This is a genomic window from Mesorhizobium captivum (assembly GCF_033977165.1).
Classification (GTDB): Bacteria; Pseudomonadota; Alphaproteobacteria; order Rhizobiales; family Rhizobiaceae; genus Mesorhizobium; species Mesorhizobium captivum.
In genome coordinates this window covers 1-23746 of the sequence record NZ_JAVIJB010000014.1, presented here as the reverse complement: position 1 = coordinate 23746, position 23746 = coordinate 1, and the positions used below count along the sequence as shown (strand labels likewise).

Below are 23746 nucleotides of genomic sequence, written 5' to 3'. Positions count from 1 at the left end.
CCCCCTTACTTCGGATGCCTGAGCCGCGGATTGGCGACGATCGCCGCAATGTCCGCGATGATGTTGAGGGTGATGTAGACGGCTGCGAAGATCAGACCGACCGCCTGCACGACGGGCACGTCGCGCTTGGTGACGTGGTCGACGAGATACTGCCCCATGCCCGGATAGACGAAGATCACCTCGACCACGACGACGCCGACGACCAGATAGGCAAGGTTGAGCATCACGACATTGATGATCGGCGCGATTGCGTTCGGGAAAGCATGCTTGCGGATCACAGCGAAGGCCGAGAGGCCCTTGAGCTCGGCCGTCTCGACATAGGCCGACTGCATGACGTTGAGGATCGCCGCGCGCGTCATGCGCATCATGTGGGCAAGCACCACCAGCGTCAGCGCCGCCGCCGGCAGCGCGATAGCCTGCAGGCGTTCGCCGAAAGACATTCCCTCATAGACGGTCGAGATGGCGGGGAACCACTGGTGCTGAACCGCGAAGTAGAAGACCAGCAGATAGCCGATGAAGAACTCCGGGAACGAGGTCGAGGCGAGCGCCACGCCGGAGATCAGCTTGTCGACGAAGCCATTGCGATAGCGCACCGCGATCAGCCCAAGCGTGATCGCCAGCGGAATGGCCACGATCGCCGCCCAGAAAGCCAGGAACAGCGTGTTCCACAGCCGTTCCTTGATCGATGTCGCAATGTCCTGCCCGCTCGACATGGCCGTGCCGAGATCGCCGGTGACCACGCCGCCCAGCCAGTGGAAATAGCGGATATAAGCTGGCTGGTTGAGCCCGAGCTGCTCGCGCAGGTTGGCCAGCGACTCCGGCGTCGCCGATTGTCCGAGAATGGCTTGCGCGACGTCGCCGGGCAGGATCTGCGTACCGGCGAAGATCAGGACCGAAACGGCCAGCAGAAGGAGGATGCCCAGCGCAATGCGCTGGGCCACCAGTTTCACGATGGGTGAGGACATCTCCGCAAGGCCGTGCTCAGGCTTCGAGCCAGCACTTTGCCAGGGCGTAGCCGTTGCAAAGCTCCTGATGCGGATCCTCCACCCAGCCCGCGACTTTCGGCCCCGTGGCGTCGATGAACTGATTGAACATCGGCAGGATCAGGCCGCCCTCGTCGCGCACCATGACGGCCATGTCGTGGTACATCTGCTTGCGCTTGGCCTCGTCGAGCTCAGCGCGGGCGGCAAGCACCATCTTGTCGAAGTCCGGACGCTTGAAACGCGTGTCGTTCCAGTCGGCCGACGACAAATAGGCAGTCGAGTACATCTGGTCCTGGGTCGAGCGTCCGCCCCAATAGGAGGCGCAGAAGGGCTGCTTGTTCCAGACCTCGTTCCAGTAGCCGTCGCCGGGCTCGCGCTTGATCTCGAGCTTGATGCCGGCCTTGGCGGCGCTCTGCTGGTAGAGCTGGGCCGCGTCGACGGCGCCGGGGAAGGCGACGTCCGAGGTCCTGAGCAGGACCGAACCGTCATGGCCCGACTTCTTGTAGTGGAACTTGGCCTTGTCCGGATCATACTTGCGCTGCTCGATCTCGGTGAACAGCGGGTAGGAGGCATTGATCGGGAAGTCGTTGCCGAGCGAGCCGTAGCCGCGCAGCACCTTGTTCAGCATCTCCTCGCGGTTGATCGCCAGCTTCAGCGCCATCCTGAGGTCGTTGTTGTCGAACGGCGCCGTGTTGCAATGCATGATGAACACGTAGTGGCCGGGACCGGAATGGTTGCGGATGGTGACGCCCGGCACGCGCTTGATCAGGTCGACGATCTTCGGTTCGACGCGGTTGATCATGTTGACCTGGCCGCCCTGCAGGGCCGCGGTGCGCGCCGTCGCGTCGTTGATGACGACGACTTCGATCTGGTCGGCATGACCCATCTTGTCGCCCTGCCAGTAGTTGGCGAAGCGCTCGCCGACATGGCGCACGCCAGGCTCGTTGGTGACAACCTTGTAGGGTCCGGCCGAGATGCCGGCATCGGGCTTGTCCTTGCCGCCATTCGGCTGCACGATCAGGTGATAGTCGCTGAGCAGGTACGGAAGGTCGGCGTTGGCTTCCTTGAGCGTCAGCACCACTTCCTTGCCGTTGACCTTGATGGTGTCGATGCCCTTCATGTAGCCCAGCGCGCCGGACTTGGACTTCTCGTCCGAATGGCGCTCGAGCGTGGCGGCGACGTCTTCGGCGGTCACCGTCTTGCCGTTGTGGAACTCGATGCCGTCGCGGATCTTCAGCGTCCAGACCTTGGCGTCGTCCGACGAGCCGATCTCCTCGGCGATGCGGTTCTCGAGTTTGCCCTCCGGCGACAGTTCGACGATCATTTCGCCCCAGCACTTGCCGAAGGCGAACGGCACCTGCGTCATCATTAGCGCCGGATCGAGGCTGTTGGTGGATTCACCGCCGACCAGGCCGGCCTTCAGCGTGCCGCCCTTGACCGGGCCGGCGGCGCGGGCTGCGCTCGAAAGCAGCGAATTGGCGAAGGGCGCGGCAACGCCGAGCGCGGCGGCGCGGCCAAGGAAGTCGCGACGGCTGAGTTTGCCGGCGGCGACGCGACGGCTGAGATAGTCGAGTTCGTTTGTCATTATGGGTTCCTCACTCTGATGGTCCGACCTTATGGTCGTTTCTGCTTATTGGAGGAGATAATGACCGTAACGGAAAGCTGTAAGCAAGACCGAATGCGACATGCCGTGGCGTAAATGGCGCGTCGCATTTGGACCAATCTTGCCAGCGCTCACACGAGCGCGCGGGGAACCGTCTGCTCGAAATCGCGCTCGAACACCAGATTCTCACCCTCATAGGCCTCGATTCTGGCGCTGAGGATGAAGTTCTGGGCGTCTGAGCGCATGTTGGCAAAAGTTTCGGTCCGCACCGACCATTCATTTCGCGAGAAGGCCTGCGTCCAATGCGTGCTGCCCATGGCCGACAGCGGATCGTCGGGATGGATCGCCCATGTCTCGCGGACGATGCTGCCATGGACGAGCCCGTGTTCCAGGTCGCGCACCTCGCCGAAATCGTCAATTATGGAAAGCGTGACGACGCCGGTCTTCTCATTGCGGTCGACATGGCGCTCGGAATTGGTGGGCCTGATCGTCTCGGTCGCCCAGGGCGTAGCGCCTTCCGGTTCGGCGAACGAGACCTCGTCGCCTGTCGCCAGCGGGCGCAGCGGCAGCTTGAGCGTTGCCGCCGACAATTCTAGCGTCACCGGCTCCGGCGAAGGCCAGATCATCGGCCAATAGGCATTGGAAACGGCGATCCGCAGCCGATGGCCGGCCGGCACCCGATAGGCGCACTGGTCGAGCACGACACGGGCCGAAACCGTCTCGCCGGGCACCAGCCCTTTAGGAAACTCATGCGAATTGCGGTGGGTGAGGTTGAGCACGCCATAGGAGATCAATTCCGACGCTCCGTCGGGGTGCACGTCGCAGAGCCGCACCGCGATGTTCGCCTGGCGACGGTCCGAGGCAATCCTGACCTCGAGCTCCGGCGCGCCGATGATGTCGATCGCCTCCTCGAGCCCGGCCTGATCGAAGCACACCGAAAGCGCGTCGTCCGGCCGCTGATCGCCCGGCAGCTCCGGACCGAAGGTGAACGGAAAATATTCGCCGCCGGCGAGCCCGCAATTCTGTGGCGAGGCGACGATCGCAGGCTTGGCGCCGTCGGGGATGAGCTCGATCGCTTCAAGCTTGATGTTCGGCGACGGCCATTCCTGCTCCGCGATCCAGCGACCGGGCCGCTCCAGGTGCCAGCGGGCCGGGCGCACGCTGTCCATGACATAGGCGCGGTAGGCCGGGTCGGCCTCGACGCCGGTCTCGGCACCTTTCAGCCAGCGGTCCCACCAGCGCAGCGCCTCCTGCAGGAAGCCGATGGCCGGATTGGGTCCCGCGTAGTGCGGGTATTTGTGGATCCAGGGGCCGACGATGCCTTTCACCGGCGACCGGATATTGGTGACCAGGTGCGAGATCGTGTTGCGGTAGCCGTCATGCCAGCCGCCGATCGACAGCACCGCCGCCTGGACGGCCGAAAAATCCTCGCAGATCGAGCCGCGCTTCCAATAGGCGTCGCGATGCTGGTGGCTGAGCCAGAGCGGCAGAAGGAAAGGCTGGTTTTCCAATCGGTTGAGCCACAGGTCGCGCCAGCGGTTGCCGCCGGCGATCAGCGGATCCGGCGGCCGCGACGAATAGGAGAGCATCGTCGAGGCCCAGCCGAAATTTTCCAAGAGCAGGCAGCCGCCCTTGTAGTGGATGTCGTCGGCATAGCGGTCGACGGTCGAGCACAGGCTGATCACCGCCTTCAGCGCCGGCGGCTGCTTGGCCGCGACCTGCAGGCAGTTGAAGCCGCCCCAGGAAATGCCCATCATGCCGACATTACCGTTGCACCAGGGCTGCGCGGCCGCCCAGGCGATGACGTCGCAGGCGTCCTGCAATTCCTGCTCGGAATATTCGTCGTCCATCAGCCCTTCGGAATCGCCGTTGCCGCGCATGTCGACGCGGATCGAGGCGTAGCCGTGGCCGGCGAAATAGGGGTGGGTCAGCTGATCGCGGAAGATGGTGCCATCACGCTTCCGGTAGGGCAGGTGCTCGAGGATCGCCGGCACCGGATTGTCGCCGGCATCCTCCGGCATCCATATGCGCGCCGACAGCCGGCAGCCGTCCGGCATGACGATGCCCATGTCGGGAAATTCGACGACCTTGCGGGGAAATTCGGTGACGGTTTTCATGGCAGGGCACATGATGGAACCGCGGGGGAGGCGTCGTGGGCCAGCCGGCGAAATCGGCTGGTCAATCCGCGTCAGCTCAACGGAATATCATTGCCAGCCTTGCTGGCTTGATAGCTGCCTGAGAGTTCGTCGTAGCGCGCGGAGATTTTCCCGATCCTTGCCTCCAACCGTTCGCGTTCAGCCTCCGGCAACGCGCGCACCAGCCTGCGAATCGAAAAACTCTTCCAATAGGCGTTCTCGGCATTGTAGCCGCCGGGGTCGAGGGTGAAGACCTCTTTCAGGATCTTGAGATCGTGCGGGATGGCAAAACTGTCGCGCGAGTCCTCGTGACTGAAGAGGTAGTAGAAATTGTCGAAGCCGGTCCAGGTGATCGCCGACAGGCAGAGCGAGCAGGGCTCGTGCGTTGCGAGGAACAGCGCATCCTCGGTGTCGACGCGCTCGGCCTTCGGCATTTCGTAGAAACGCTTCAGGCAATGCACCTCGCCATGCCAGAGCGGGTTTTCGATCTCGTTGTTGGTTTCGGCCAGCACCAGCGAGCGGTCGTCTTTCCTGAGGATCGCGGCGCCGAACAGCTTGTTGCCGTGGGCAACGCCTTCGGCGGTCTTGGGCACGATGTCGTGCTCGATCACGTCGAGCAGGCGGTCGATCAGCGAAATGTCGGTCATCGGAAAATCGGAAGTGTTCAGGGAAGATGGATCTCGTAGGGGTGCGAAAAATGGCACTCCTCGAGGTTGGACCCGTCGCCGCCGCGGTCGACGATCAGGAAATCCTGCTCCTCGCCGATCGGCGTCAGCACGCCGTGCCAGAGATTGCGCCGGTAGTTGATACCTTGTCCGGGCGCGGTGACGAAGGCATAAGGCTCGCCCGGACCATCCCTGGTGTCATGGCAGACGACGACCAGGAAGGGCCGCGGCGACAGCGGGATGAAAGCCTGGCTGCCGAGGGGATGGCGCTCGACCATGGTAAGCTTCAGCGGCATCTCATAGGGCGTGCCGCGCACCATCGAGATCAGCACCTTTGCGTTCGGCCCGGTCGCCTCGGCGGTGGCGAGGTCGTGGTAGCGGATCGCCTTGCCGCCATTGATCGGGTAGCGGTTGTCGCCGCCCATATCGATGACGTCGCCGAACGGCGCGAAGTTTTCGCGCGTCAGCTGCTTGGCGACGATGCGGGTCACCGCGCGTGGCCTCCAAGGGCGCCGCCCAGCTTGGCATGCCGATTGACGTCCTTGTAGAGCAGGTAACGGAAGTTGCCGGGGCCGCCGGCGTAGCAGGCCTGCGGGCAGAAGGCGCGCAGCCACATGAAATCGCCGGCTTCGACCTCGACCCAATCCTGGTTGAGCCGGTAGACGGCCTTGCCTTCGAGCACGTAGAGCCCGTGCTCCATGACATGCGTCTCGGCGAAGGGAATGACAGCGCCAGGTTTGAGCGTCACGATGGTGACATGCATGTCGTGGCGCATGTCGGCCGGGTCGACGAAGCGCGTCGTTGCCCAGCGGCCCTCGGTGCCGGGCATCGGGCTCGGCTCGTTCTGCTGCTCGTTGGTGAATAAGGCTTCCGGCACGTCGATGCCGTCGACGGCTTCATAAGCCTTGCGGATCCAGTGGAAGCGGACGGCATCGCCGCTCTCGTTGAGCGTCGTCCAGCCGCTGGATGGCGGCAGGAAAGCGAAGCCGCCGGGGCGAAGCACATGTTTTTTGCCGGCAAGCGAGACGGCAAGTTCACCCTCGACCACGAAAAGCACCCCTTCGGCGCCGGCGTCGAGCTCAGGCCGGTCGCTGCCGCCGCCGGGCAGGACCTCGACGATATACTGCGAAAAAGTCTCGGCGAAGCCCGAGAGCGGCCTTGCGATGATCCAGGCCCTCGTCTTGTCCCAGAACGGCAGCGGGCTGGTGACGATGTCCTGCATCACCCCTTTGGGGATGACGGCATAGGCCTCGGTGAAGACGGCGCGGCCGGTCAAAAGCTCGTTCTGGCCGGGATGGCCGCCATGCGGCGCATAATAGGTTCGCTCGGCCATTTTCATCATATCCATGTGTTGAAGCCTATAACGGGAGCATGTCTTTCAGCCGAAGCAGCGCGATGCGCTCGACCTGTTTGCAGGCAGTTTCGAATTCGACACCGCGGCTGTTGCCGATGCGGGCCTCGAACTCCGCCAGGATCGCGTCCTTGGTCTTGCCCTTGACCGCGATGATGAAGGGGAAGCCGAAGGTGGTGACGTAGGCGGCGTTGAGTTTCGAGAACAGCTCGCGCTCGTTGTCGGTCAGCGCGTCGAGCCCGGCGGAAGCCTGCTCCTTGGCCGATTCCGGCGTCAGCCGCTTCGCCGCCGCCAGCTTGCCGGCAAGGTCGGGATGGGCGTTGAGCACGGAGAGCCGCTCAGCCTCCGTCGCGGCGCGGAAGACTCGGCAGAGCGCGTTGTGCAGGCCGCCGGCGCTGTCATGCGCCGGGCCAAGCTCCAGCTCGTAGGCGCGCTCGGCGATCCAGGGCGAATGCTCGAACACGCCGCCGAAGGCATGGACGAATTCCTCGAACTCCATCCGCGATGGGCGCAGCGCCGGCGCCTGATAGGGATGCGTCTCGCGCCAGTGTTTTGCGATGTCGATGCGCCGCGTCAGCCACACCTTGTCATGCGATTTCACGTAGTCGACGAAGCGCTTCAGCGCCGCCACGCGGCCCGGTCGGCCGACCAGCCGGCAGTGCAGGCCGATATTCATCATGCGCGGCCGCCCCGCCTTGCCCTCGGCATAAAGCGTGTCGAAACTGTCCTTCAGATAAGCGAAGAACTGGTCGCCCGAATTGAAGCCCTGCGGCGTTGCGAAACGCATGTCGTTGGCGTCCAGCGTGTAGGGGATGATGAGCTGCGGCTTTTCCAAGCCATCGCGGTCGAACCAGTAGGGCAGCTCGTCGTCATAGGTGTCGGAGACGTAGTCGAAGCCGCCTTCCTCGGCAACGAGCCGCACGGTGTTGACCGAGGTGCGGCCGGTGTACCAGCCGGTCGGCCGCGCGCCGGTCACTTCGCGATGCAGCCGGATCGTCTCCTCGAGGTCACGCCGCTCGTCCTCCGCATCATGGTCGCGATAGTCGATCCATTTCAGTCCGTGCGAGGCGATCTCCCAGCCGGCCTCCTGCATCGCCGCGACCTGGTCGGGCGAGCGAGCGAGCGCGGTGGCGACGCCGTAGCAGGTCACCGGCACTTGGGCTTCGGTGAACAGCCGGTGGAGCCGCCAGAAGCCTGCGCGGGCGCCATATTCGTAGATCGACTCCATGTTCCAGTGGCGCTGGCCGACCCAGGGCGCGGCGCCGACGATCTCGGACAGGAAGGCTTCCGAGGCCTTGTCGCCATGCAGCACGCAGTTTTCTCCGCCTTCCTCGTAGTTGACGACGAACTGCACGGCGACATACGCGCCGCCGGGCCATTTCGGGTCCGGCGGATTGGCCCCGTAACCGCGCATGTCCCGTTCGTAACGCATGGTCGCTCCTGCCCGATTGCTGAGATGAAGATATCGAAAGGAGTGCCCCAGCATTCCCCCGAAAATTTTTGAAAGTGCTTTTTGCCGCACTCCGCTCGACCGGGACTTATGCATCGCCTTTAATTGGCGCACAATTGACCTGAAAACGTTCGACTGTACCGGGAATGGGAGGCGGCAGTGGCAGAAACGTCGAAAGCCGATGGCGGGCGTCTGACGACCCATGTGCTCGATACCGCGACCGGCAGGCCGGCAAAAGGCCTCTCGATCGAGCTTTTCCGTATCGAGCGCCAGAACCGCACGCATTTGAAGACCGTCGCCACCAACGATGACGGCCGCTGCGACGCGCCGCTGCTTGCCGGCGCTGAGTTCCGCACCGGCGAATATGAACTGGTCTTCGCCGCTGGCGACTATCTGCGCGGCCAAGGCATCAGCCTGCCGCAGCCGGCGTTCCTCGATATCGTGCCGATCCGCTTCGGCATGGCGGAGGAGTGTCATTATCACGTGCCGCTCTTGATTTCGCCCTACGGCTACTCGACCTATCGCGGGAGCTGAGACATGACCAAGACCCGCAACGAGATACGCTTCATCCTGAACGGCGCCGACGTAGCGCTGAATGACGTCGCGCCCGATGCGACGCTGCTCGACTGGCTCAGGCTCAACCGCTCGCTGCGCGGCACCAAGGAAGGCTGCGCCGAGGGCGATTGCGGCGCCTGCACGGTGCTGGTCGGCAAGCTCTCGGCCGACGGACTGGTCTACGAAAGCGTCAACGCCTGCATCCGCTTCATGGGCTCGCTCGACGGCACTCATGTCGTCACCGTCGAGCATCTGCGCAGTAACGGCGAAAAACTGCACCCCGTGCAGCAAGCGATGGTCGATTTCCACGGCTCGCAATGCGGCTTCTGCACGCCGGGCTTCATCATGTCGCTCTACGCGCTCTGGATGAGGACGCCCAACCCCTCCGATGCAGCGATCGAAAAGGCGCTGCAAGGCAATCTCTGCCGCTGCACCGGCTACGAGGCGATCATGCGCGCCGCCCGCGCCATATCGAGCTACGGCAAGGCGGCGAAGGATCCGTTGGCGGTGGAACGCAAGGACGTCACCGCGCGGCTGGAAGCGCTGCGCGACGGCGCCAGGGTCGAGGTCGGTTCGGGCAAGAACAGGCTAATCGTGCCGGCCGGTGTCGACGATTTCGCCGACATCCTCGAAAAGGAGCCGGGCGCCACCATCGTTGCCGGCTCGACCGATGTCGGCCTCTGGGTCACCAAGCATATGCGCGGCATTTCGCCGGCGATCTTCATCGGCGGTCTCGATGGCCTGCGCACGATGTCGGAGAAAGACGGCGTGATCACCATCGGCGCCGGCGTCACCTACACGGAGGCCTTCGAGACGCTGTCCAGGCGCATCCCGGCTTTGGGACCGCTGGTCGACCGTCTCGGCGGCGAGCAGGTGCGCAACATGGGCACCATCGGCGGCAACGTCGCCAACGGCTCGCCGATCGGCGACACGCCGCCGCCGATGATCGCGCTCGGCGCGCAGCTGACGCTGCGCAAGGGCGACACGCGGCGCACCATCCCGCTCGAGACCTTCTTCATCGCCTATGGCAAGCAGGATCGCCAGCCTGGCGAATTCGTCGAGGCGGTGCATGTGCCGGTGCCGGCAGAGGGAACAAAATTTGCCGTCTACAAGGTCACCAAGCGCCGTGACGAGGACATCACCGCGACCCTCGGCGCATTCTATCTGACCTTGGCCAAGGACGGCACCGTTGCCGATATCCGCATCGCCTATGGCGGCATGGCGGCGACGCCGAAGCGCGCCGCTGCGGTCGAAAAGGCCCTCATCGGCAAGGCCTGGAGCGAAGCGACGGTCGAGGCCGCGATGGCCGAATATGCCAGCGAATTCACGCCGATCACCGACATGCGGGCGACCGCCGAATACCGGGCGCTGGCGGCCAAGAACCTTTTGCTGCGCTTCTACGTCGAAACCACGGGAACGATGGCGCCGTTCCAAGTGTCGCGCAACGAGGCTGCCTGATGAACAAGCACGCCACTCCCAACCTCAAGGCAGAGAAGATCGTCGGCGGTGTCGCCACCGAGCAGCGGCACGATTCCGCGCACAAGCATGTCAGCGGCGCCGCCGTCTATATCGACGACATGCCGGAGCCGGCCGGCACGCTGCATATCGGGCTAGGCCTTTCGAAGATTGCGCATGGCATTTTAAAGAGCGTTGACCTGTCGGCCGTACGCACTGCACCGGGCGTGGTTGACGTGCTGACTTATGCCGACGTGCCCGGCGAGAACGATGTTTCGCCGAGCAACATGCATGACGACCCGGTGCTCGCCGAAAGCAAGGTGCAATTTTACGGCCAGCCGATCTTCGCTGTGGTTGCCAACACCCGCGAGGAAGCGCGCCGCGCGGCGCGCCTGGCCAGGATCGAATATGACGAGCTTCCGGCCGTGATCGACATTTGGGATCTCGATCCGGTCAACGACAAGCAGGTCACCACGCCGCTTGTCCTGAAGCGCGGCGATGCGGCCGCGGCGATTGCCGCAGCGCCACGTCGCATCAAGAACCGTATGTGGCTCGGCGGCCAGGACCATTTCTATCTCGAGGGACAGGTCTCGCTGGCGATCCCCGGCGAGGACGACGAGGTGATCGTCTATTGCTCGACGCAAGGGCCGAGCGAGACGCAGCATCTTGTCGCGCACGCGCTCGGCGTGCCGAGCCATGCCGTCACGGTGGAGGTGCGCCGCATGGGCGGCGGCTTCGGCGGCAAGGAAACGCAGGCCAACCAGAGCGCGGCGATCGCCGCCATCGCCGCCAAGAAGCTCAAGCGCGCGGTGAAAATCAGGCTCGACCGCGATGAGGACATGACCGCCACCGGCAAGCGGCACGATTTCGCCATCGACTATGAAGTCGGCTTCGACGACGCGGGCAACATACTCGGCGTCGACTTCACCTATGCGCTTCGCTGCGGCTTTTCCGCAGACCTGTCGGGGCCGGTCGGCGATCGCGCGCTGTTCCATTGCGACAACGCCTATTTCTATCCGGCGGTGCACGCCAAGTCGGCGCCGCTCTACACCAACACCGTCTCCAACACCGCCTTCCGCGGCTTTGGCGGCCCGCAGGGCATGGTCGGCGCCGAGCGCGTCATCGACGAAGTGGCCTTCGCGGTCGGCAAGGACCCGCTCGAGATCCGCAAGCTCAATTTCTACGACCCGATGGACGCCATCGGCGAGCGCTGCTTCACGCCCTATCACCAGAAGGTCGAGGACAACATCATCCACCGCATCGTCGCGGAGCTGGAGGAAAGCGCGAACTATGCGCGGCGGCGGCGCGAGATCAGCGCGTTCAACAACAACAGCCGCTTCATCAAGCGCGGCCTGGCGATGACCCCGGTCAAATTCGGCATCTCCTTCACCAAGACCGAGGCCAACCAGGCCGGCGCGCTGGTGCATGTCTATGCCGACGGCTCGGTGCACATGAACCATGGCGGCACCGAGATGGGGCAGGGCCTGCATCTCAAGGTGGCGCAGGTCGTCGCCGAGGAATTCCAGATCGATCTCGACCGGGTGAAGATCACCGCGACGACCACGGCCAAGGTGCCGAACACCTCGCCGACGGCCGCGTCCTCCGGCGCCGACCTCAACGGCATGGCAGCGCAGGATTCCGCCCGCCAGATCCGCAAGCGGCTGACCGATTTCGCGGCGGAAAAATACCAGGTGCCGCTCGACCAGGTGGTGTTCCTGCCCAACCGCGTGCGTGTCGGCAATCAGGAAGTCGCCTTCAATGACCTGGTCAAGCAGGCCTATATCGCCCGTGTGCAGCTCTCGGCGGCCGGTTTCTACAAGACGCCGAAGATCCACTGGGACCGCAGCAAGGGTCGCGGCCACGCCTTCTACTATTACGCCTATGGCGCGGCCTGCTCGGAGGTTTCGGTCGATACGCTCACCGGCGAATATGTCGTCGAGCGCACCGACATCCTGCACGATGCCGGCCGCTCGCTGAACCGGGCGATCGACCTCGGCCAGGTCGAGGGCGGCTTCATCCAGGGCATGGGCTGGCTGACGACGGAGGAGCTTTGGTGGGACGATAGCGGCCGGCTGCGCACCCATGCGCCGTCGACCTACAAGATCCCGCTCGCTTCCGATCGTCCAAAGATTTTTAACGTCAAGCTGACCGACTGGTCGTCGGCCTATGAGCCGACCATCCATCGTTCCAAGGCGGTCGGCGAGCCGCCGCTGCCGCACGGCATGTCGGTGCTGCATGCGCTGTCCGACGCGGTCGCGAGCGTCGCGGAGCACAAGATCTGTCCGCGCCTCGACGCCCCGGCGACGCCGGAACGGGTGCTGATGGCCATAGAAAGGCTGAAGCGGGAAGCCGCAAAGCCGGCCTGAACAGGCCAAAACGTGCAATTCGGGCCGAAAAACTCTATATTCGGCAGCGCATGACCCCGAAATCGACGTCGATTTCGGAAAGGATCATGCGCCAAACAAGCAAAATGCAGACGATGGACTCGAAAGTGCAAAGCCTGAAGGCGTTTCTCGGCCAGACCGGCCGGGTCGCGCTGGTCGAGGTCGCGGCGACGAAAGGCTCGACGCCGCGCGAGGCCGGCGCCTTCATGCTCGTCTCCGCATCGGCGATTTTCGGCACCATCGGCGGCGGCCAGCTCGAATTTATGGCCATCGACAAGGCGCGGCAGCTCATCTCCTCCCTTGAGGGGGAGATGGCCGCGAAGCGGCCAGGGGGGGTCCTCTCAGGAAGCACCGCAAAAGCGCCGCGCACTGCCGCGACGACCCCTTCTGTCGGCTCCGCTGCCACCCTCCCCTCAAGGGGGAGGGAAGCCCGCATCGAGGTCGACGAGGTCTGCGCCACACTCGACGTTCCGCTTGGGCCGGAAATCGGCCAGTGCTGCGGTGGTCGCGTCGAGGTGCTGATCCGCCCAGTCGACGCCTCACTTGAACAAGAGCTGATCCGCAAGGCCGAGGCCGAGGAGGCGCAACTGCCGCATGTCTATGTCTTCGGCGGCGGCCATGTCGGCCAGGCGCTGGCCGCCACGCTGGCGCTCCTGCCGATCCATGCCGTTGTCGTCGAGACGCGGGCGGATGCGCTGGAGGGAATGCCAGAGACGGTCGAGACGATTTTGACGCCAATGCCCGAAAGCGTCGTTCGCGAGGCGCCGGCGAGATCGGCCTTCGCCATCCTCACCCACGACCATGCGCTGGATTTCCTGATCGTCGCCGAGGCGTTGAAGCGCGACGATGCCGCTTATGTCGGCATGATCGGCTCCAAGACCAAGAAGGCGACTTTCAAGAACTGGTTCCTGAAGTCCGCCGACGGCAGAGAGGCCGAGTTCAACCGCCTCGTCTCACCGATCGGCGGCAATGCGGTGAAGGACAAGCGACCGCCGGTGATCGCAGCGCTCGCCGCCGCCGAGATCTTGACGGCGCTGGTGTCGCATGCGGCAGAAATGTCCGGTTCGAAAACCGGCGAAAGGGTGATGGCCGGCTGAAGCCAAGCCGGCCATATATACGGGAAAAGACTATTCTTTTTCCTGCATGTGCGCTTCGAGGAACCACAGCAATTTGTCGAGCGAACGCGAATAGGCGGTGAAAATGTCGGCGGTGTCGGCATCGCCCACATCTGCCGCGTCGTCGATCGCTTCGCGGGTCAGTTTGGCGGCCGTGGCATAGCGATCGATCAGCGCTGCCAGATGATCCTTGGTCTTGTGGATGTCGGTCGGATAGGGCTTCAGCTTGGTCGCCCTTGCCACCTCCTGCGAGGTGCCATGCGCGGTGCCGCCGAGCTGCGCGGCGCGCTCGGCAATGATGTCGACATGGCCGTCGATCTCCTCGCGGAACTCATCCAGCATCTCGTGGATGGCGATGAATTGCGGTCCCTTGACGTTCCAGTGCGCCTGCTTGGTGATCAGCGCCAGGTCGATGGCGTCGGCAAGCCTGGCGTTGAGAAGATCGATCGATTCCTTCTTGGCATCGGATTTGAGATCGTTCTTGGTGACGATGGCGTCCATGGTCGGCTCCTGTCGCGCTGCGTCGATTGGTGAAGGCTGAGGACTGAAGGCAGCCTGCACACGGCCGCCAATCGCCAAAACGGCAGGGGGCGCGTTTCGTTCCGCGCTCCACCCGAGAGCCTGAGATATGACCGACGCTCACAGCTGCTCGTCGCTTTCTTCGTTTCCCAAACCGGTCCGGAACGTGTTTTCTGCGCGCCTGACGAACACGAGCGAGCGAGCGACATGGACGTATTGCGTATTGCGGCATTTTCGGACGGGAACAGCGGCGGCAATCCGGCCGGCGTGGTGATCCGCGACGTCTTGCCCGATGCGGCCGACATGCGGCGCATCGCTGCCGAAGTCGGCTTCTCGGAAACCGCCTTCGCCGCGCCGGAGGGTGACGGGTGGCGCGTCCGCTACTTTTCGCCGGAATCCGAAGTTCCCTTCTGCGGCCATGCCACGATCGCGCTCGGCGCCGGGCTGGTCCGGCGGTTCGGCGACGGGATTTTCACGCTGGCCCTCAATCAGGCCGGGATAACAGTCGAAGGATTCCGCGACGGCTCCAATATTGTCGCCGCGCTGCAGTCGCCACCGACGCGTAGCAAGCCGGCGCCGTCAGGACTTGTCGCCGAAATGCTGGCGTTGTTCGGTTACGCGGCTGGCGATCTCGATCCAGCCATTCCTCCGGCACTGATCCATGGCGGCTCCGACCATTTCGTGCTGGCGCTGAAGGCACGCGACGCGCTTGCCGCGATGGCCTATGACTTCAAGCAGGGCCAGGCCCTGATGCGGCGCGAAGGGCTGATCACCATCCTGCTCGCCTATGCCGAGACGCCGCGCCTCTTCCATACGCGCAATCCGTTCGCCTCCGGCGGCGTCTACGAGGATCCGGCGACGGGCGCTGCGACCGCTGCCTTTGCCGGCTATCTGCGCGACCTCGGCTGGCCGCATGGCGGCGCGATCGACATCGTCCAGGGCGAGGACATGGGCATTCGCTCGCGGCTCCATGCCGACATTCCGCCGACGCCGGGCAGCTCGATCAGGGTGTCAGGGACGGCCCGGCTGATGGACGCTGTCTGAGCTTCAGGTTGGCCGCTTGAGGCCGAGATGATCGCGCAGCGTGCGGCCCTCATAGTCCTTGCGGAACAGGCCGCGCCGCTGCAGTTCCGGCACGACCAGTGTCGCGAAGGCGTCCAACTCACCTGGAAACCATGACGGCATCACATTAAAGCCGTCGGCCGCGCCGCCTTCGAACCGCGCTTGCAATTCGTCGGCTATCTGCTCGGCGGTGCCGACGACGCGCCAATGGCCGCGCGCGCCGGCAAAATAGCGCGCGAGCTCACGGATCGAGAGACCGTCGCGGCGCGCCTGTTCGATGACCAGCGCCTGACGGCTTTTCATGCCTTGGCTCTCCGGCAATTCGGCCAACGGTCCGTCGATAGGATAGCGCCAGAGGTCGGAGATGCTGAGATAACTGGAAAGCAGCGCGACGCCGACATCGTCGGGGATCAGTTCCTGCAGCGCATCGTATTTTGCCTGGGCCTCGGCCTTCGTTGCCGCAGCGATCGGCGCCACGCCGGGCATAATCTTAAGGTCGTCCGGCTGGCGGCCATAGGCGGCCAGCCGTCCCTTGAGGTCGTCATAGAAAGCCTTGGCCTCCTCGAATGTCTGCGCCGCAGAGAACACGACATCGGCAGTCCGCGCGGCAAGGTCCTTGCCGTCATCGGAGGCGCCGGCCTGTACCATCACCGGCGCGCCCTGCGGCGAGGGCGGTAGGTCGAGCGGATCGCGCACCGAAAAGCTCCGGCCGTCATGGCCGCCCGACCTGTGGTGCCATAGACCGGTGACGACGGTGGCGAATTCGCGGGCGCGTTCGTAGCGATCCGCATGCGGCCTGAGACCCGTCGCGCCGAAATTCGCGGCCTCGATGGGGCTGGCCGAGGTCACGAGGTTCCAGCCGGCCCGGCCGCCGCTCAGATTGTCGAGCGAGGCGAAGGCCCGCGCCAGTCCGTAGGGCTCGTTGTAGCTTGTCGATGCTGTCGAGACGAGGCCAATGCGCTCGGTCCGCACGGCGAGTGCCGAAAGCAGGCTGATCGGCTCGAAGCCGATCGAGCGCGAGGTCTGGCTGGCGATGTTGATATTGGCCTCGCGCAGGCCGGCGGCGTCCTCGCAGAAGATCATGTCGAACTTCGCCGCTTCCGCGGTGCGGGCCAGTTGGATGTAATGGTCGATGTCGATCCCGGCCGTGACATGCGCATCCGGATGACGCCAGGCGGCGATGTGGTGGCCGGTCGCCCACAGGAACAGGCCGAGCTTCATCTGGCGGGCGCTCATTTGTCGCCTCCCGCGCCAAGCCCGAGATGCTCGCGCAGCGTTGTCCCGGCATGGGCGGATCGAGCCAGGTCGCGACGCTGCAGCTCCGGCAGCAGGCGATCGGCAAAGTCGTCGATAACCGAAAGATCAGCCGGCAAAGCAAGATTGAGGCCGTCGCAGTTTTCCGAGCCGAACCAGTCGTCCAGCCTGTCGGCCGCAAGCTCGGGCGCGGCGACCGTCATCAGCACCTTCATGACATCCGGCTTGCGGCCGGCGGCAAGCGCCCGGTGCTTGAGATCGTCATAGGAAGACTTCGCGCTCTCTGACGATTGCTCATCAAGCAGGATGACGTCGGCGACGCGGGCGGCAAAATCCCGGTCGGCCTCCGCCAGTCGCGACATGACCAGCGCCGGCGCATCCTGCGGCGAACGAGCGACATTCAGCGGCCCGCGCACCGAGAAGAACTCGCCGTTGTGGTCGAGCAGATGCATCTTTTCCGGATCGTGGAACCGGCCGCCGGCCTTGTCGAACAACAGGGCGTCCGCGTCCCAGCCTCGCCACAGGCCTTGCACGATGCCGATGAATTCTTGAGCGCGGCGGCGGAAATCGTCGTCGGCAATGCCTTGGGGCCGGCTGAAATTCGCTGCCTCGCGCGGGTTCTGCGCCAGCGTAGCATTCCAGCCGATACGGCCGTGGCTGATGACGTCGAGAGAAGCAAAACGGCGCGCCAGATTGTAAGGCTGATGCGCGAGTGTCGAGGCGCTGGCCACGAGGCCTATCCTCTCCGTTACGGTGGCCAGCGCGGCAAGGAGCGTGGTGGCTTCGAATGGGCTGGTCGACGGCTCGCCGCTTGCCAACGAGTCGGTGATGACGACCATGTCGGCACCGGCCGCTTCCGCCTTCCGCACAAAGCCGGCGATCTCCGCGAATGTCAGCACGGTCTGCCCTATGGCGGCAGCGATGTCGAGCGAAACGGCAAGATGCATTGTGCGGCCCATTCGGCTGCCCAGAAAATCGGCAGCCGTTCTGGCTACCAACCTAGGCCCGCCTTCGCGCAAGGCAACGGGATCGAGTGGGCCACCAGGCTGCCACTTGCCGGCCAGCCGTCGCATGCCTCATGGTAGAGGTCTTGACGGCGGAATGTTGCGTTGGCGGCCACATACTTCGGCGATTAGCCTGAACGCCCATCGCGTCGTCATTCTATGGCGGAGCAAGGAGCGAAGCGACGCGGCGCAGACCATAGAATCCATTCCGTGACTTCGAAGCGTTGCGACGGTGCAGAATTCTGCTCCGCTGCGCCCTTCGGCGAAGGTTACGGAATGGATCCTCGGGTCTGCGCTCCGCTTCGCGTCGCTCCGCCCGTGGATGACGACGTGACGGAGGCTTCGGCCAATCCCGAAGCAAAACTAGCCTACTTGCCGGCAAGAATATCCTTGATCAGCCGCTGGCAGCGCTCGGCCATGAAGTCGAGCAGCAGCCGCACCTTCGGGTCCTGCAGCTTCTTGTGCGGATAAACGGCGGCAAATTGCACCGGCGTCGGCGGCGTCTTGGCCAGGATCACTTTCAGCCGCTGGTCGCGGATGAAGGGTTCCACTTCGAAACGCGGCTTGTTGATGATACCGCGGCCCGAGAGCGCCCAGCCGGTCAGCACGTCGCCGTCGTCGGTGTCGTAAGGCCCGTGCACTTCGAGTTTCTGAACACCGGTCGGCGTCTGCAGCGTCCAGACGAATTCGCGTGTGCCGGCGTAGCGCAGCATCAGGCAGTCATGCTTCTTGCCGACAAGCTCCTGCGGCTCGACCGGCTCGCCGCGCGCTTCGAGATATTTCGGCGCCGCCACCAGCACCCGCTCGCATTCCATGATGCCGCGCATCCTGAGACTCGAATCCTCGATGATGCCAAGGCGGAAGGCGACGTCGATGCCTTCCTTCATGATATCGACATTGTGATCGGAGAGCCTGAGCCGCACCTCGATGTCGGGGTATTTGTCATGAAAATCCGGAATGCCGGAGGCGATCAGCCGCCGGCCGAGCCCGAGCGGCGCCGTCACCTTGATCGTGCCGCGCGGCTGGCCGGAAAGTGCCGCCACCGCGGCTTCCGCGTCGGTGATCGCGTCCAGCACCTGCTTGGCGCCGGTGTAGAATACCGTGCCGTGCTCGGTCGGCATCAATTGCCTTGTCGTGCGGTTGAACAGCCGCACACCGAGATGCTTCTCCAGCTCCTTGATGCGGTTGGAGGCGACCGCCGGCGAAATGCGCATGTCGCGGCCTGCCGCCGACAGGTTGCCGAGCTCGACGACGCGGACGAAGACGGCGATGTTGTCGAGATAGGCCATGCGGCTTTCGTGGCTCTCAAACGGCTGCGTGGGGCGACCCTAGTATTTTCCATTTTTTTTTGAAAGTCATCGCGCGCCTCGCCTCTTTTCGTTTGCGCTCCAGACCGTAAAGTCGCCTGATCGGCAGGGACGATTTCCCAGGGGCGACTCGATGACGGATTTTGCAATTTTCTGGGACTGGCTGAGCTTTGCGGTCCGCTGGCTGCATGTCATCACCGGCATCGCCTGGATCGGCTCGTCCTTCTATTTCGTCGCCCTCGATCTCGGCCTGCGCCAGCGTCCCGGCCTGCCTGCCGGCGCTTTCGGTGAGGAATGGCAGGTGCATGGCGGCGGCTTCTACCATATCCAGAAATATCTGGTGGCGCCGGCCGAAATGCCGGAGCACCTGACCTGGTTCAAATGGGAATCCTACGCCACCTGGCTGTCGGGCTTCGCCATGCTCTGCGTGGTCTACTACGCCGGCGCCGACCTGTTCCTGATCGACCCCAACGTGCTCAACATCTCGGTGCCGGTCGGCATCCTGCTGTCGCTGGCCACCATCGGCGTCGGCTGGATCGTCTATGACCTGCTCTGCCGCTCGCCGCTCGGCAAAAGCGACACCGGCCTGATGCTGGTGCTCTACTGCGTGCTGGTCTTCATCGCCTGGGGGCTGACCCACCTCTTCACCGGCCGCGCCGCCTTCCTTCATCTCGGCGCCATCACCGCCACGATCATGTCGGCCAACGTCTTCATGGTCATCATCCCCAACCAGAAGATCGTCGTCGCCGACCTGATCGCCGGCCGCAAGCCGGATCCAAAATACGGCAAGATCGCCAAGCAGCGCTCGCTGCACAACAACTACCTGACCTTGCCGGTGCTGTTCCTGATGCTGTCGAACCACTATCCGCTGGCGTTCGGCACTCAGTTCAACTGGGTCATCGCTTCGCTGGTCTTCATCATCGGCGTGCTGATCCGGCACTATTTCAACACCGTGCATGCAAGGAAGGGCAACCCGACCTGGACCTGGCTCGGCGCCGCCCTGCTGTTCATGATCATCATCTGGCTGTCGACCGTGCCGAAGGTGCTGACCGGCGAGCCGAAGACCTCCGCCGCATCCGCCGCGGCCCAGATCTATATGGCTTCGGCGCATTTCCCGGCCGTGCGCGACACCGTGCTCGGCCGCTGCTCGATGTGCCACACTGAGGAACCCGTCTATGAGGGCATATACCACGCGCCGAAGGGCGTGATGCTCGACACCGACGCACGCATCGCCGAGAATGCCCGCGAGATCTATCTGCAGGCCGGCCGGGCGCATGCCATGCCGCCCGCCAACGTCACCCAGATAACCGACCAGGAACGGGCCCTTTTGGTGGCCTGGTTCGAAGGCGCCGGAAAGTAAGCATGACATCAAAGCTCCTGCGCGGCCGCACGCTCTCCTTCCTGCGCTGGCCCGAAGCGATAGACGACCATTCCGCCTGGCGCTACGAGGAGGATGGCGGGCTGCTGATCGACGGCGGCAAGATCATTGCCGCCGGTCCTTATGCCGAGGTCGCGAAGAAAGCCGGGGCCGGGGTCGAGACGATCGACCATCGCCCCCATCTCATCCTGCCTGGCTTCCTCGACGCCCATGTGCATGTTCCGCAGATGCAGATCATCGCGTCCTACGGCGCCGAGCTGCTCGACTGGCTGAACAAATACACTTTTCCGGAGGAGTCGAAATTCCAGAACGCCCAGCACGGCCGCCGCATCGCGCGGCTGTTCCTGGACGAAATGCTGCGCCAGGGCACGACGACGGTCGTCGCCTATTGCTCGGTGCACAAATCCTCGGCCGAGGCCTTCTTCGCCGAGTCGCATGACCGCAACATGCTCAACATCGCCGGCAAGGTGATGATGGACCGCAACGCGCCCGACGGCGTGCTCGACACGCCACAGACCGGTTATGACGACACCAAGGCGCTGATTGCCGAATGGCACGGCAAGGGCCGCCAGCTCTATGCCATCACGCCGCGTTTCGCCATCACCTCCTCGCCCGAGCAGATGGAAATGGCCGGCGCGCTATGCCGCGAACATCCCGATCTCCATATGCAGACGCATCTGTCGGAGAACCACGCCGAGATCGCCTTCACCCAGGAGCTTTATCCCTGGTCGCGCGACTACACCGACGTCTACGAGCATTACGGCCTGCTGGGCAGGAAGAGCCTGTTCGGGCACTGCATCCATCTGTCGGAACGTGAAGCGGATGCGCTGTCGCAGTCGGGCTCGGTCGCGGTGTTCTGCCCGACCTCCAACCTCTTCCTCGGCTCCGGCCTGTTCGACTACCAGCGCTACCGCCGGCGCGAGAAGCCGCTCCGAATTGCCGCGGCGACCGATGTCGGCGGCGGCACCAGCTATTCGATGCTGCGCACCATGGACGAGGGCTACAAGGTGGTCGCGCTGAACGGCGAGAAGCTGAACCCGTTCCAGTCCTACTGGCAGTTGACGCGCGGCAATGCCGAGGCGCTGTCGGTGGCCGACAAGGTCGGTACGCTCGACGAAGGCACCGACGCCGACATCGTCGTGCTCGACGCTCACGCCACACCGGCGATGCGGCTGAGGATGGAGACGGTGGAGACGCTGGCGGAAGAGCTCTTCCTGCTGCAGACGCTGGGCGACGATCGCGCCGTGCGCGAGGTCTATGTCGCGGGCCGGCCGGCGAAGAGCGCGATCGTCGCATAGATTAATGCGCTCTTCGCTTGACCCCGCGTCAGCCATCGGCCAAAGCGTGCGTCGACAGTTGACAGGGGAACGCCATGGCTGCCGCCGACGACATCGCTCTGATCAAGAAACAGGAAGCCACGCTGGTCTTCCCGGCCTTCGACGAGGCCGTGGCCTTCGAGATCGGCTCGGCGATACGGGACCGGGCGCTGAAGGAAGACCTGCCGATCATCGTCGACATCAGGACTTTCGACCGGCCGCTCTTCTATGCCGCGATGCCTGGCTCCAACGCCTCAAATCCCGACTGGGCGCGGCGCAAGATCAACGTCGTCAAGCGTTATCTCAGAAGCACCTACCGCATGGTGCTGGAGCAGCAGCGCCCTGACCGCGCCTTCAAGGTCGGCGAGGGGTTGGACATTGCCGATTATGTACTGGCCGGCGGCGGCTTTCCCGTCACGGTGAGGGGCGCCGGCGTCATTGGTGTGCTCGCCGTCTCGGGCCTGCCGGAGCGCCAGGACCACGGCGTCGTGGTCGATGCGCTCTGTGCCTATCTCGGCGCTGATCGGAAACAATTGGCGCTGCCGCCAGAGGAAAAATGACCGATTCCAAAGCCTTCCTTACCGCGATCTTCAACGCGGCCGTCGCCGCCGCCGATCCGGAAAAGACGATCCAAAATCATTTGCCGGCGAAACCTAAAGGCCGAACCATCGTCATCGGCGCGGGAAAAGGCTCGGCGCAGATGGCGGCCGCCTTTGAAAAAGTCTGGGACGGGCCGATCGACGGGCTGGTCGTCACCCGCTATGGCTATGGCGCCAAATGCGAGCGCATCGAGATCATCGAAGCGGCGCACCCGGTGCCGGATGCGGCCGGCCTCGAGGCCTCACGCCGGCTGCTGGAGAAGGTGCAAGGGTTGACATCGGACGATCTCGTCGTGGCGCTGATTTCCGGCGGCGGCTCGGCGCTGTTGCCCTCTCCGGCCGCTGGCCTGACTTTAGCCGACGAGATCGCCGTCAACGAGGCGTTGCTTGCCTCTGGCGCGCCGATCGCGGCGATGAACACCATCCGCAAGCATGTCTCGACCATCAAGGGCGGACGCCTGGCCGCCGCCGCCCATCCGGCCAGGGTCGTGTCGCTGGTCGTCTCGGACATCCCCGGCGACAATCCGGCGCTCGTCGCCTCGGGGCCGACCGTTCCCGACACCGGCAGCCGCGCGGATGCGCTGGCTTCGATCGCCGCCTATGGCATGAAGCTGCCGGCCGCCGTGATGGCGCACATCAATTCGCCGGCCGCCGACGCGCCGCGTCCGGACGATCCGCGCTTTGCCGGCAATGAAGTGCACCTGATCGCCTCGGCCGGCGTCTCGCTGGAAGCCGCGGCGGCCGAAGCTAAGCGGCAAGGCATCGGGGCCGTCATCCTGTCGGATTCGATCGAAGGCGAGGCGCGCGAGGTCGGCGGCGTCCATGCCGCTATCGCGCGCGAGGTGGCGACCCGCAACCGGCCCTTCGAGAAACCGATGCTGATCTTGTCGGGCGGCGAGACGACGGTGACGCTGCGGGCAAAAGGCAAGGGTGGCCGCAACTCGGAATTCCTGCTCGCCTTCGCCATCGGTATCGATGGCATAAACGGGATCCATGCTTTAGCCGCCGACACCGACGGTATCGACGGCTCGGAGGACAATGCCGGCGCCTTCGCCGACGGCTCGACGGTGTCGCGCATGCGCGCCGCGGGCGTCGATGCCAAGGCGATGCTCGCCGGCAACAATACCTGGACGGCCTTCAACGCTGTCGGCGATTTGTTCGTGCCGGGACCGACCGGGACGAATGTGAATGATCTGAGAGCAATTCTGGTCAGGTAGAGCGGGCCTCGAAGGTCGTCATCCCAGGGCGGAGCAAGGAGCGAAGCGACGCGCGTAGACCCTGGGATCCATGCCGTGACCTCGGGCGAAGGGGTGCAGCGGAGCAGAATTCTGCACCGTTGCAACGCGTGGAAGTAACGGCAAGGCAACTGTGTTCATGCGAATGCGGTTTTGTTCCTGATGATGGCGTTGAGGACGACCAGGAGCTTCCTTGCGACGGCGATGATGGCGAGTTTCTTGGAGCCCGAGCGGGCGGCAAGGTCGGTGTAGAATTTTTTGAAGCGGTCACAGGTTCGAATGGCACTCAGCGCCGCCATGTAGAGGGCACGGCGCACGCGCGATCGCCCGCCCTGGATCTGGCTCCTGCGGTTGAGCTTGCCGCTCTTGTTGTCGA

General features: G+C 64.2%; 21 protein-coding genes. 9 read left to right on the top strand and 12 right to left on the bottom strand.

Going from position 1 to position 23746, the window contains the following annotated elements; all coding sequences use genetic code 11:
- Positions 1-5: 5 nt before the first annotated feature.
- The 7 genes from RFM40_RS14120 to puuE form a co-directional block, all read right to left on the bottom strand.
- Positions 6-965, bottom strand: coding sequence for an ABC transporter permease (locus RFM40_RS14120; RefSeq protein WP_320225011.1), 960 nt, complete (start codon positions 963-965; stop codon positions 6-8).
- A gap of 16 nt (positions 966-981) precedes the next feature.
- On the bottom strand, positions 982-2568 hold the full coding sequence (locus tag RFM40_RS14115) for an ABC transporter substrate-binding protein (RefSeq protein WP_320225010.1): 1587 nt from the start codon (positions 2566-2568) through the stop codon (positions 982-984).
- Positions 2569-2717: 149 nt separating this feature from the next.
- Complete coding sequence (locus RFM40_RS14110) at positions 2718-4703, bottom strand: CocE/NonD family hydrolase (RefSeq protein ID WP_320277704.1); 1986 nt, start codon at positions 4701-4703, stop codon at positions 2718-2720.
- 71 nt (positions 4704-4774) lie between these two features.
- Positions 4775-5368 carry a nucleoside deaminase gene (locus RFM40_RS14105; RefSeq protein WP_320225008.1) on the bottom strand — a complete coding sequence of 198 codons (594 nt, stop codon included), beginning with the start codon at positions 5366-5368 and terminating at the stop codon, positions 4775-4777.
- 17 nt (positions 5369-5385) lie between these two features.
- Entirely contained in the window at positions 5386-5877 is a 492-nt protein-coding gene (locus RFM40_RS14100; RefSeq protein ID WP_320225007.1) for an ureidoglycolate lyase, read from the bottom strand.
- Positions 5874-6719 carry a bifunctional allantoicase/(S)-ureidoglycine aminohydrolase gene (locus RFM40_RS14095; protein ID WP_430691671.1) on the bottom strand — a complete coding sequence of 282 codons (846 nt, stop codon included), beginning with the start codon at positions 6717-6719 and terminating at the stop codon, positions 5874-5876. Before RFM40_RS14095 ends, RFM40_RS14100 begins: the two co-directional genes overlap by 4 nt.
- A gap of 25 nt (positions 6720-6744) precedes the next feature.
- Positions 6745-8169, bottom strand: a complete 1425-nt coding sequence (puuE, locus tag RFM40_RS14090) for an allantoinase PuuE (protein ID WP_320277703.1) — start codon at positions 8167-8169, stop codon at positions 6745-6747.
- Positions 8170-8346: 177 nt separating this feature from the next.
- Here puuE and uraH point away from each other — a divergent pair, with 177 nt between their 5' ends.
- The 4 genes from uraH (at position 8347) to xdhC (ending at position 13678) form a co-directional block, all read left to right on the top strand.
- On the top strand, positions 8347-8721 hold the full coding sequence (uraH, locus tag RFM40_RS14085) for a hydroxyisourate hydrolase (RefSeq protein ID WP_320225004.1): 375 nt from the start codon (positions 8347-8349) through the stop codon (positions 8719-8721).
- Positions 8722-8724: 3 nt separating this feature from the next.
- On the top strand, positions 8725-10200 hold the full coding sequence (gene xdhA / locus RFM40_RS14080) for a xanthine dehydrogenase small subunit (RefSeq protein WP_320277702.1): 1476 nt from the start codon (positions 8725-8727) through the stop codon (positions 10198-10200).
- Positions 10200-12563 carry a xanthine dehydrogenase molybdopterin binding subunit gene (gene xdhB / locus RFM40_RS14075; RefSeq protein ID WP_320277701.1) on the top strand — a complete coding sequence of 788 codons (2364 nt, stop codon included), beginning with the start codon at positions 10200-10202 and terminating at the stop codon, positions 12561-12563. The genes xdhA and xdhB overlap by 1 nt, the downstream gene beginning before the upstream one ends.
- A gap of 113 nt (positions 12564-12676) precedes the next feature.
- Positions 12677-13678, top strand: coding sequence for a xanthine dehydrogenase accessory protein XdhC (gene xdhC, locus RFM40_RS14070; protein ID WP_320225234.1), 1002 nt, complete (start codon positions 12677-12679; stop codon positions 13676-13678).
- A gap of 30 nt (positions 13679-13708) precedes the next feature.
- Here xdhC and dps read toward each other — a convergent pair whose 3' ends face one another.
- A complete protein-coding gene (gene dps / locus RFM40_RS14065) occupies positions 13709-14197 on the bottom strand; it encodes a DNA starvation/stationary phase protection protein Dps (RefSeq protein ID WP_320224999.1) in 489 nt (162 codons plus the stop codon).
- A 225-nt stretch (positions 14198-14422) separates the two neighbouring features.
- Here dps and RFM40_RS14060 point away from each other — a divergent pair, with 225 nt between their 5' ends.
- Positions 14423-15259: a PhzF family phenazine biosynthesis protein gene (locus RFM40_RS14060; protein WP_320224997.1), complete on the top strand. Its 837-nt coding sequence runs from the start codon at positions 14423-14425 to the stop codon at positions 15257-15259.
- Positions 15260-15262: 3 nt separating this feature from the next.
- On the opposite strand, the gene RFM40_RS14055 is transcribed toward RFM40_RS14060, so the two are convergent.
- From RFM40_RS14055 to RFM40_RS14045, 3 genes are all read right to left on the bottom strand, one after another.
- Positions 15263-16513 carry an LLM class flavin-dependent oxidoreductase gene (locus tag RFM40_RS14055; RefSeq protein ID WP_320224996.1) on the bottom strand — a complete coding sequence of 417 codons (1251 nt, stop codon included), beginning with the start codon at positions 16511-16513 and terminating at the stop codon, positions 15263-15265.
- Positions 16510-17490, bottom strand: a complete 981-nt coding sequence (locus tag RFM40_RS14050; RefSeq protein WP_430691670.1) for an LLM class flavin-dependent oxidoreductase — start codon at positions 17488-17490, stop codon at positions 16510-16512. Before RFM40_RS14050 ends, RFM40_RS14055 begins: the two co-directional genes overlap by 4 nt.
- A gap of 413 nt (positions 17491-17903) precedes the next feature.
- Positions 17904-18824, bottom strand: coding sequence for a LysR family transcriptional regulator (locus tag RFM40_RS14045; RefSeq protein ID WP_320224993.1), 921 nt, complete (start codon positions 18822-18824; stop codon positions 17904-17906).
- Positions 18825-18975: 151 nt separating this feature from the next.
- Here RFM40_RS14045 and RFM40_RS14040 point away from each other — a divergent pair, with 151 nt between their 5' ends.
- The 4 genes from RFM40_RS14040 (at position 18976) to RFM40_RS14025 (ending at position 23352) form a co-directional block, all read left to right on the top strand.
- Complete coding sequence (locus RFM40_RS14040) at positions 18976-20202, top strand: urate hydroxylase PuuD (RefSeq protein ID WP_320224992.1); 1227 nt, start codon at positions 18976-18978, stop codon at positions 20200-20202.
- A 2-nt stretch (positions 20203-20204) separates the two neighbouring features.
- Positions 20205-21518, top strand: coding sequence for a guanine deaminase (gene guaD / locus RFM40_RS14035; protein WP_320224991.1), 1314 nt, complete (start codon positions 20205-20207; stop codon positions 21516-21518).
- Between the two features lie 74 nt (positions 21519-21592).
- Positions 21593-22096, top strand: coding sequence for a heme-degrading domain-containing protein (locus RFM40_RS14030; protein WP_320224990.1), 504 nt, complete (start codon positions 21593-21595; stop codon positions 22094-22096).
- Positions 22093-23352: a glycerate kinase type-2 family protein gene (locus RFM40_RS14025; RefSeq protein WP_320224989.1), complete on the top strand. Its 1260-nt coding sequence runs from the start codon at positions 22093-22095 to the stop codon at positions 23350-23352. Before RFM40_RS14030 ends, RFM40_RS14025 begins: the two co-directional genes overlap by 4 nt.
- A 155-nt stretch (positions 23353-23507) precedes the next feature.
- Here RFM40_RS14025 and RFM40_RS14020 read toward each other — a convergent pair.
- On the bottom strand, positions 23508-23746 hold a 239-nt coding region (locus RFM40_RS14020; RefSeq protein WP_320277700.1), incomplete at its 5' end, for a transposase.

What these genes read in the sequence shown, in the direction of transcription:
- RFM40_RS14120 (WP_320225011.1), bottom strand. Translation starts at nt 965, where the DNA reads ATGTCCTCACCCATCGTGAAACTGGTGGCCCAGCGCATTGCGCTGGGC.
- RFM40_RS14115 (WP_320225010.1), bottom strand. Translation starts at nt 2,568, where the DNA reads ATGACAAACGAACTCGACTATCTCAGCCGTCGCGTCGCCGCCGGCAAA.
- RFM40_RS14110 (WP_320277704.1), bottom strand. Translation starts at nt 4,703, where the DNA reads ATGAAAACCGTCACCGAATTTCCCCGCAAGGTCGTCGAATTTCCCGAC.
- RFM40_RS14105 (WP_320225008.1), bottom strand. Translation starts at nt 5,368, where the DNA reads ATGACCGACATTTCGCTGATCGACCGCCTGCTCGACGTGATCGAGCAC.
- RFM40_RS14095 (WP_430691671.1), bottom strand. Translation starts at nt 6,719, where the DNA reads ATGGCCGAGCGAACCTATTATGCGCCGCATGGCGGCCATCCCGGCCAG.
- puuE (WP_320277703.1), bottom strand. Translation starts at nt 8,169, where the DNA reads ATGCGTTACGAACGGGACATGCGCGGTTACGGGGCCAATCCGCCGGAC.
- xdhA (WP_320277702.1), top strand. Translation starts at nt 8,725, where the DNA reads ATGACCAAGACCCGCAACGAGATACGCTTCATCCTGAACGGCGCCGAC.
- xdhB (WP_320277701.1), top strand. Translation starts at nt 10,200, where the DNA reads ATGAACAAGCACGCCACTCCCAACCTCAAGGCAGAGAAGATCGTCGGC.
- xdhC (WP_320225234.1), top strand. Translation starts at nt 12,677, where the DNA reads ATGGACTCGAAAGTGCAAAGCCTGAAGGCGTTTCTCGGCCAGACCGGC.
- dps (WP_320224999.1), bottom strand. Translation starts at nt 14,197, where the DNA reads ATGGACGCCATCGTCACCAAGAACGATCTCAAATCCGATGCCAAGAAG.
- RFM40_RS14060 (WP_320224997.1), top strand. Translation starts at nt 14,423, where the DNA reads ATGGACGTATTGCGTATTGCGGCATTTTCGGACGGGAACAGCGGCGGC.
- RFM40_RS14055 (WP_320224996.1), bottom strand. Translation starts at nt 16,513, where the DNA reads ATGAGCGCCCGCCAGATGAAGCTCGGCCTGTTCCTGTGGGCGACCGGC.
- RFM40_RS14050 (WP_430691670.1), bottom strand. Translation starts at nt 17,490, where the DNA reads ATGGGCCGCACAATGCATCTTGCCGTTTCGCTCGACATCGCTGCCGCC.
- RFM40_RS14045 (WP_320224993.1), bottom strand. Translation starts at nt 18,824, where the DNA reads ATGGCCTATCTCGACAACATCGCCGTCTTCGTCCGCGTCGTCGAGCTC.
- RFM40_RS14040 (WP_320224992.1), top strand. Translation starts at nt 18,976, where the DNA reads ATGACGGATTTTGCAATTTTCTGGGACTGGCTGAGCTTTGCGGTCCGC.
- guaD (WP_320224991.1), top strand. Translation starts at nt 20,205, where the DNA reads ATGACATCAAAGCTCCTGCGCGGCCGCACGCTCTCCTTCCTGCGCTGG.
- RFM40_RS14030 (WP_320224990.1), top strand. Translation starts at nt 21,593, where the DNA reads ATGGCTGCCGCCGACGACATCGCTCTGATCAAGAAACAGGAAGCCACG.
- RFM40_RS14025 (WP_320224989.1), top strand. Translation starts at nt 22,093, where the DNA reads ATGACCGATTCCAAAGCCTTCCTTACCGCGATCTTCAACGCGGCCGTC.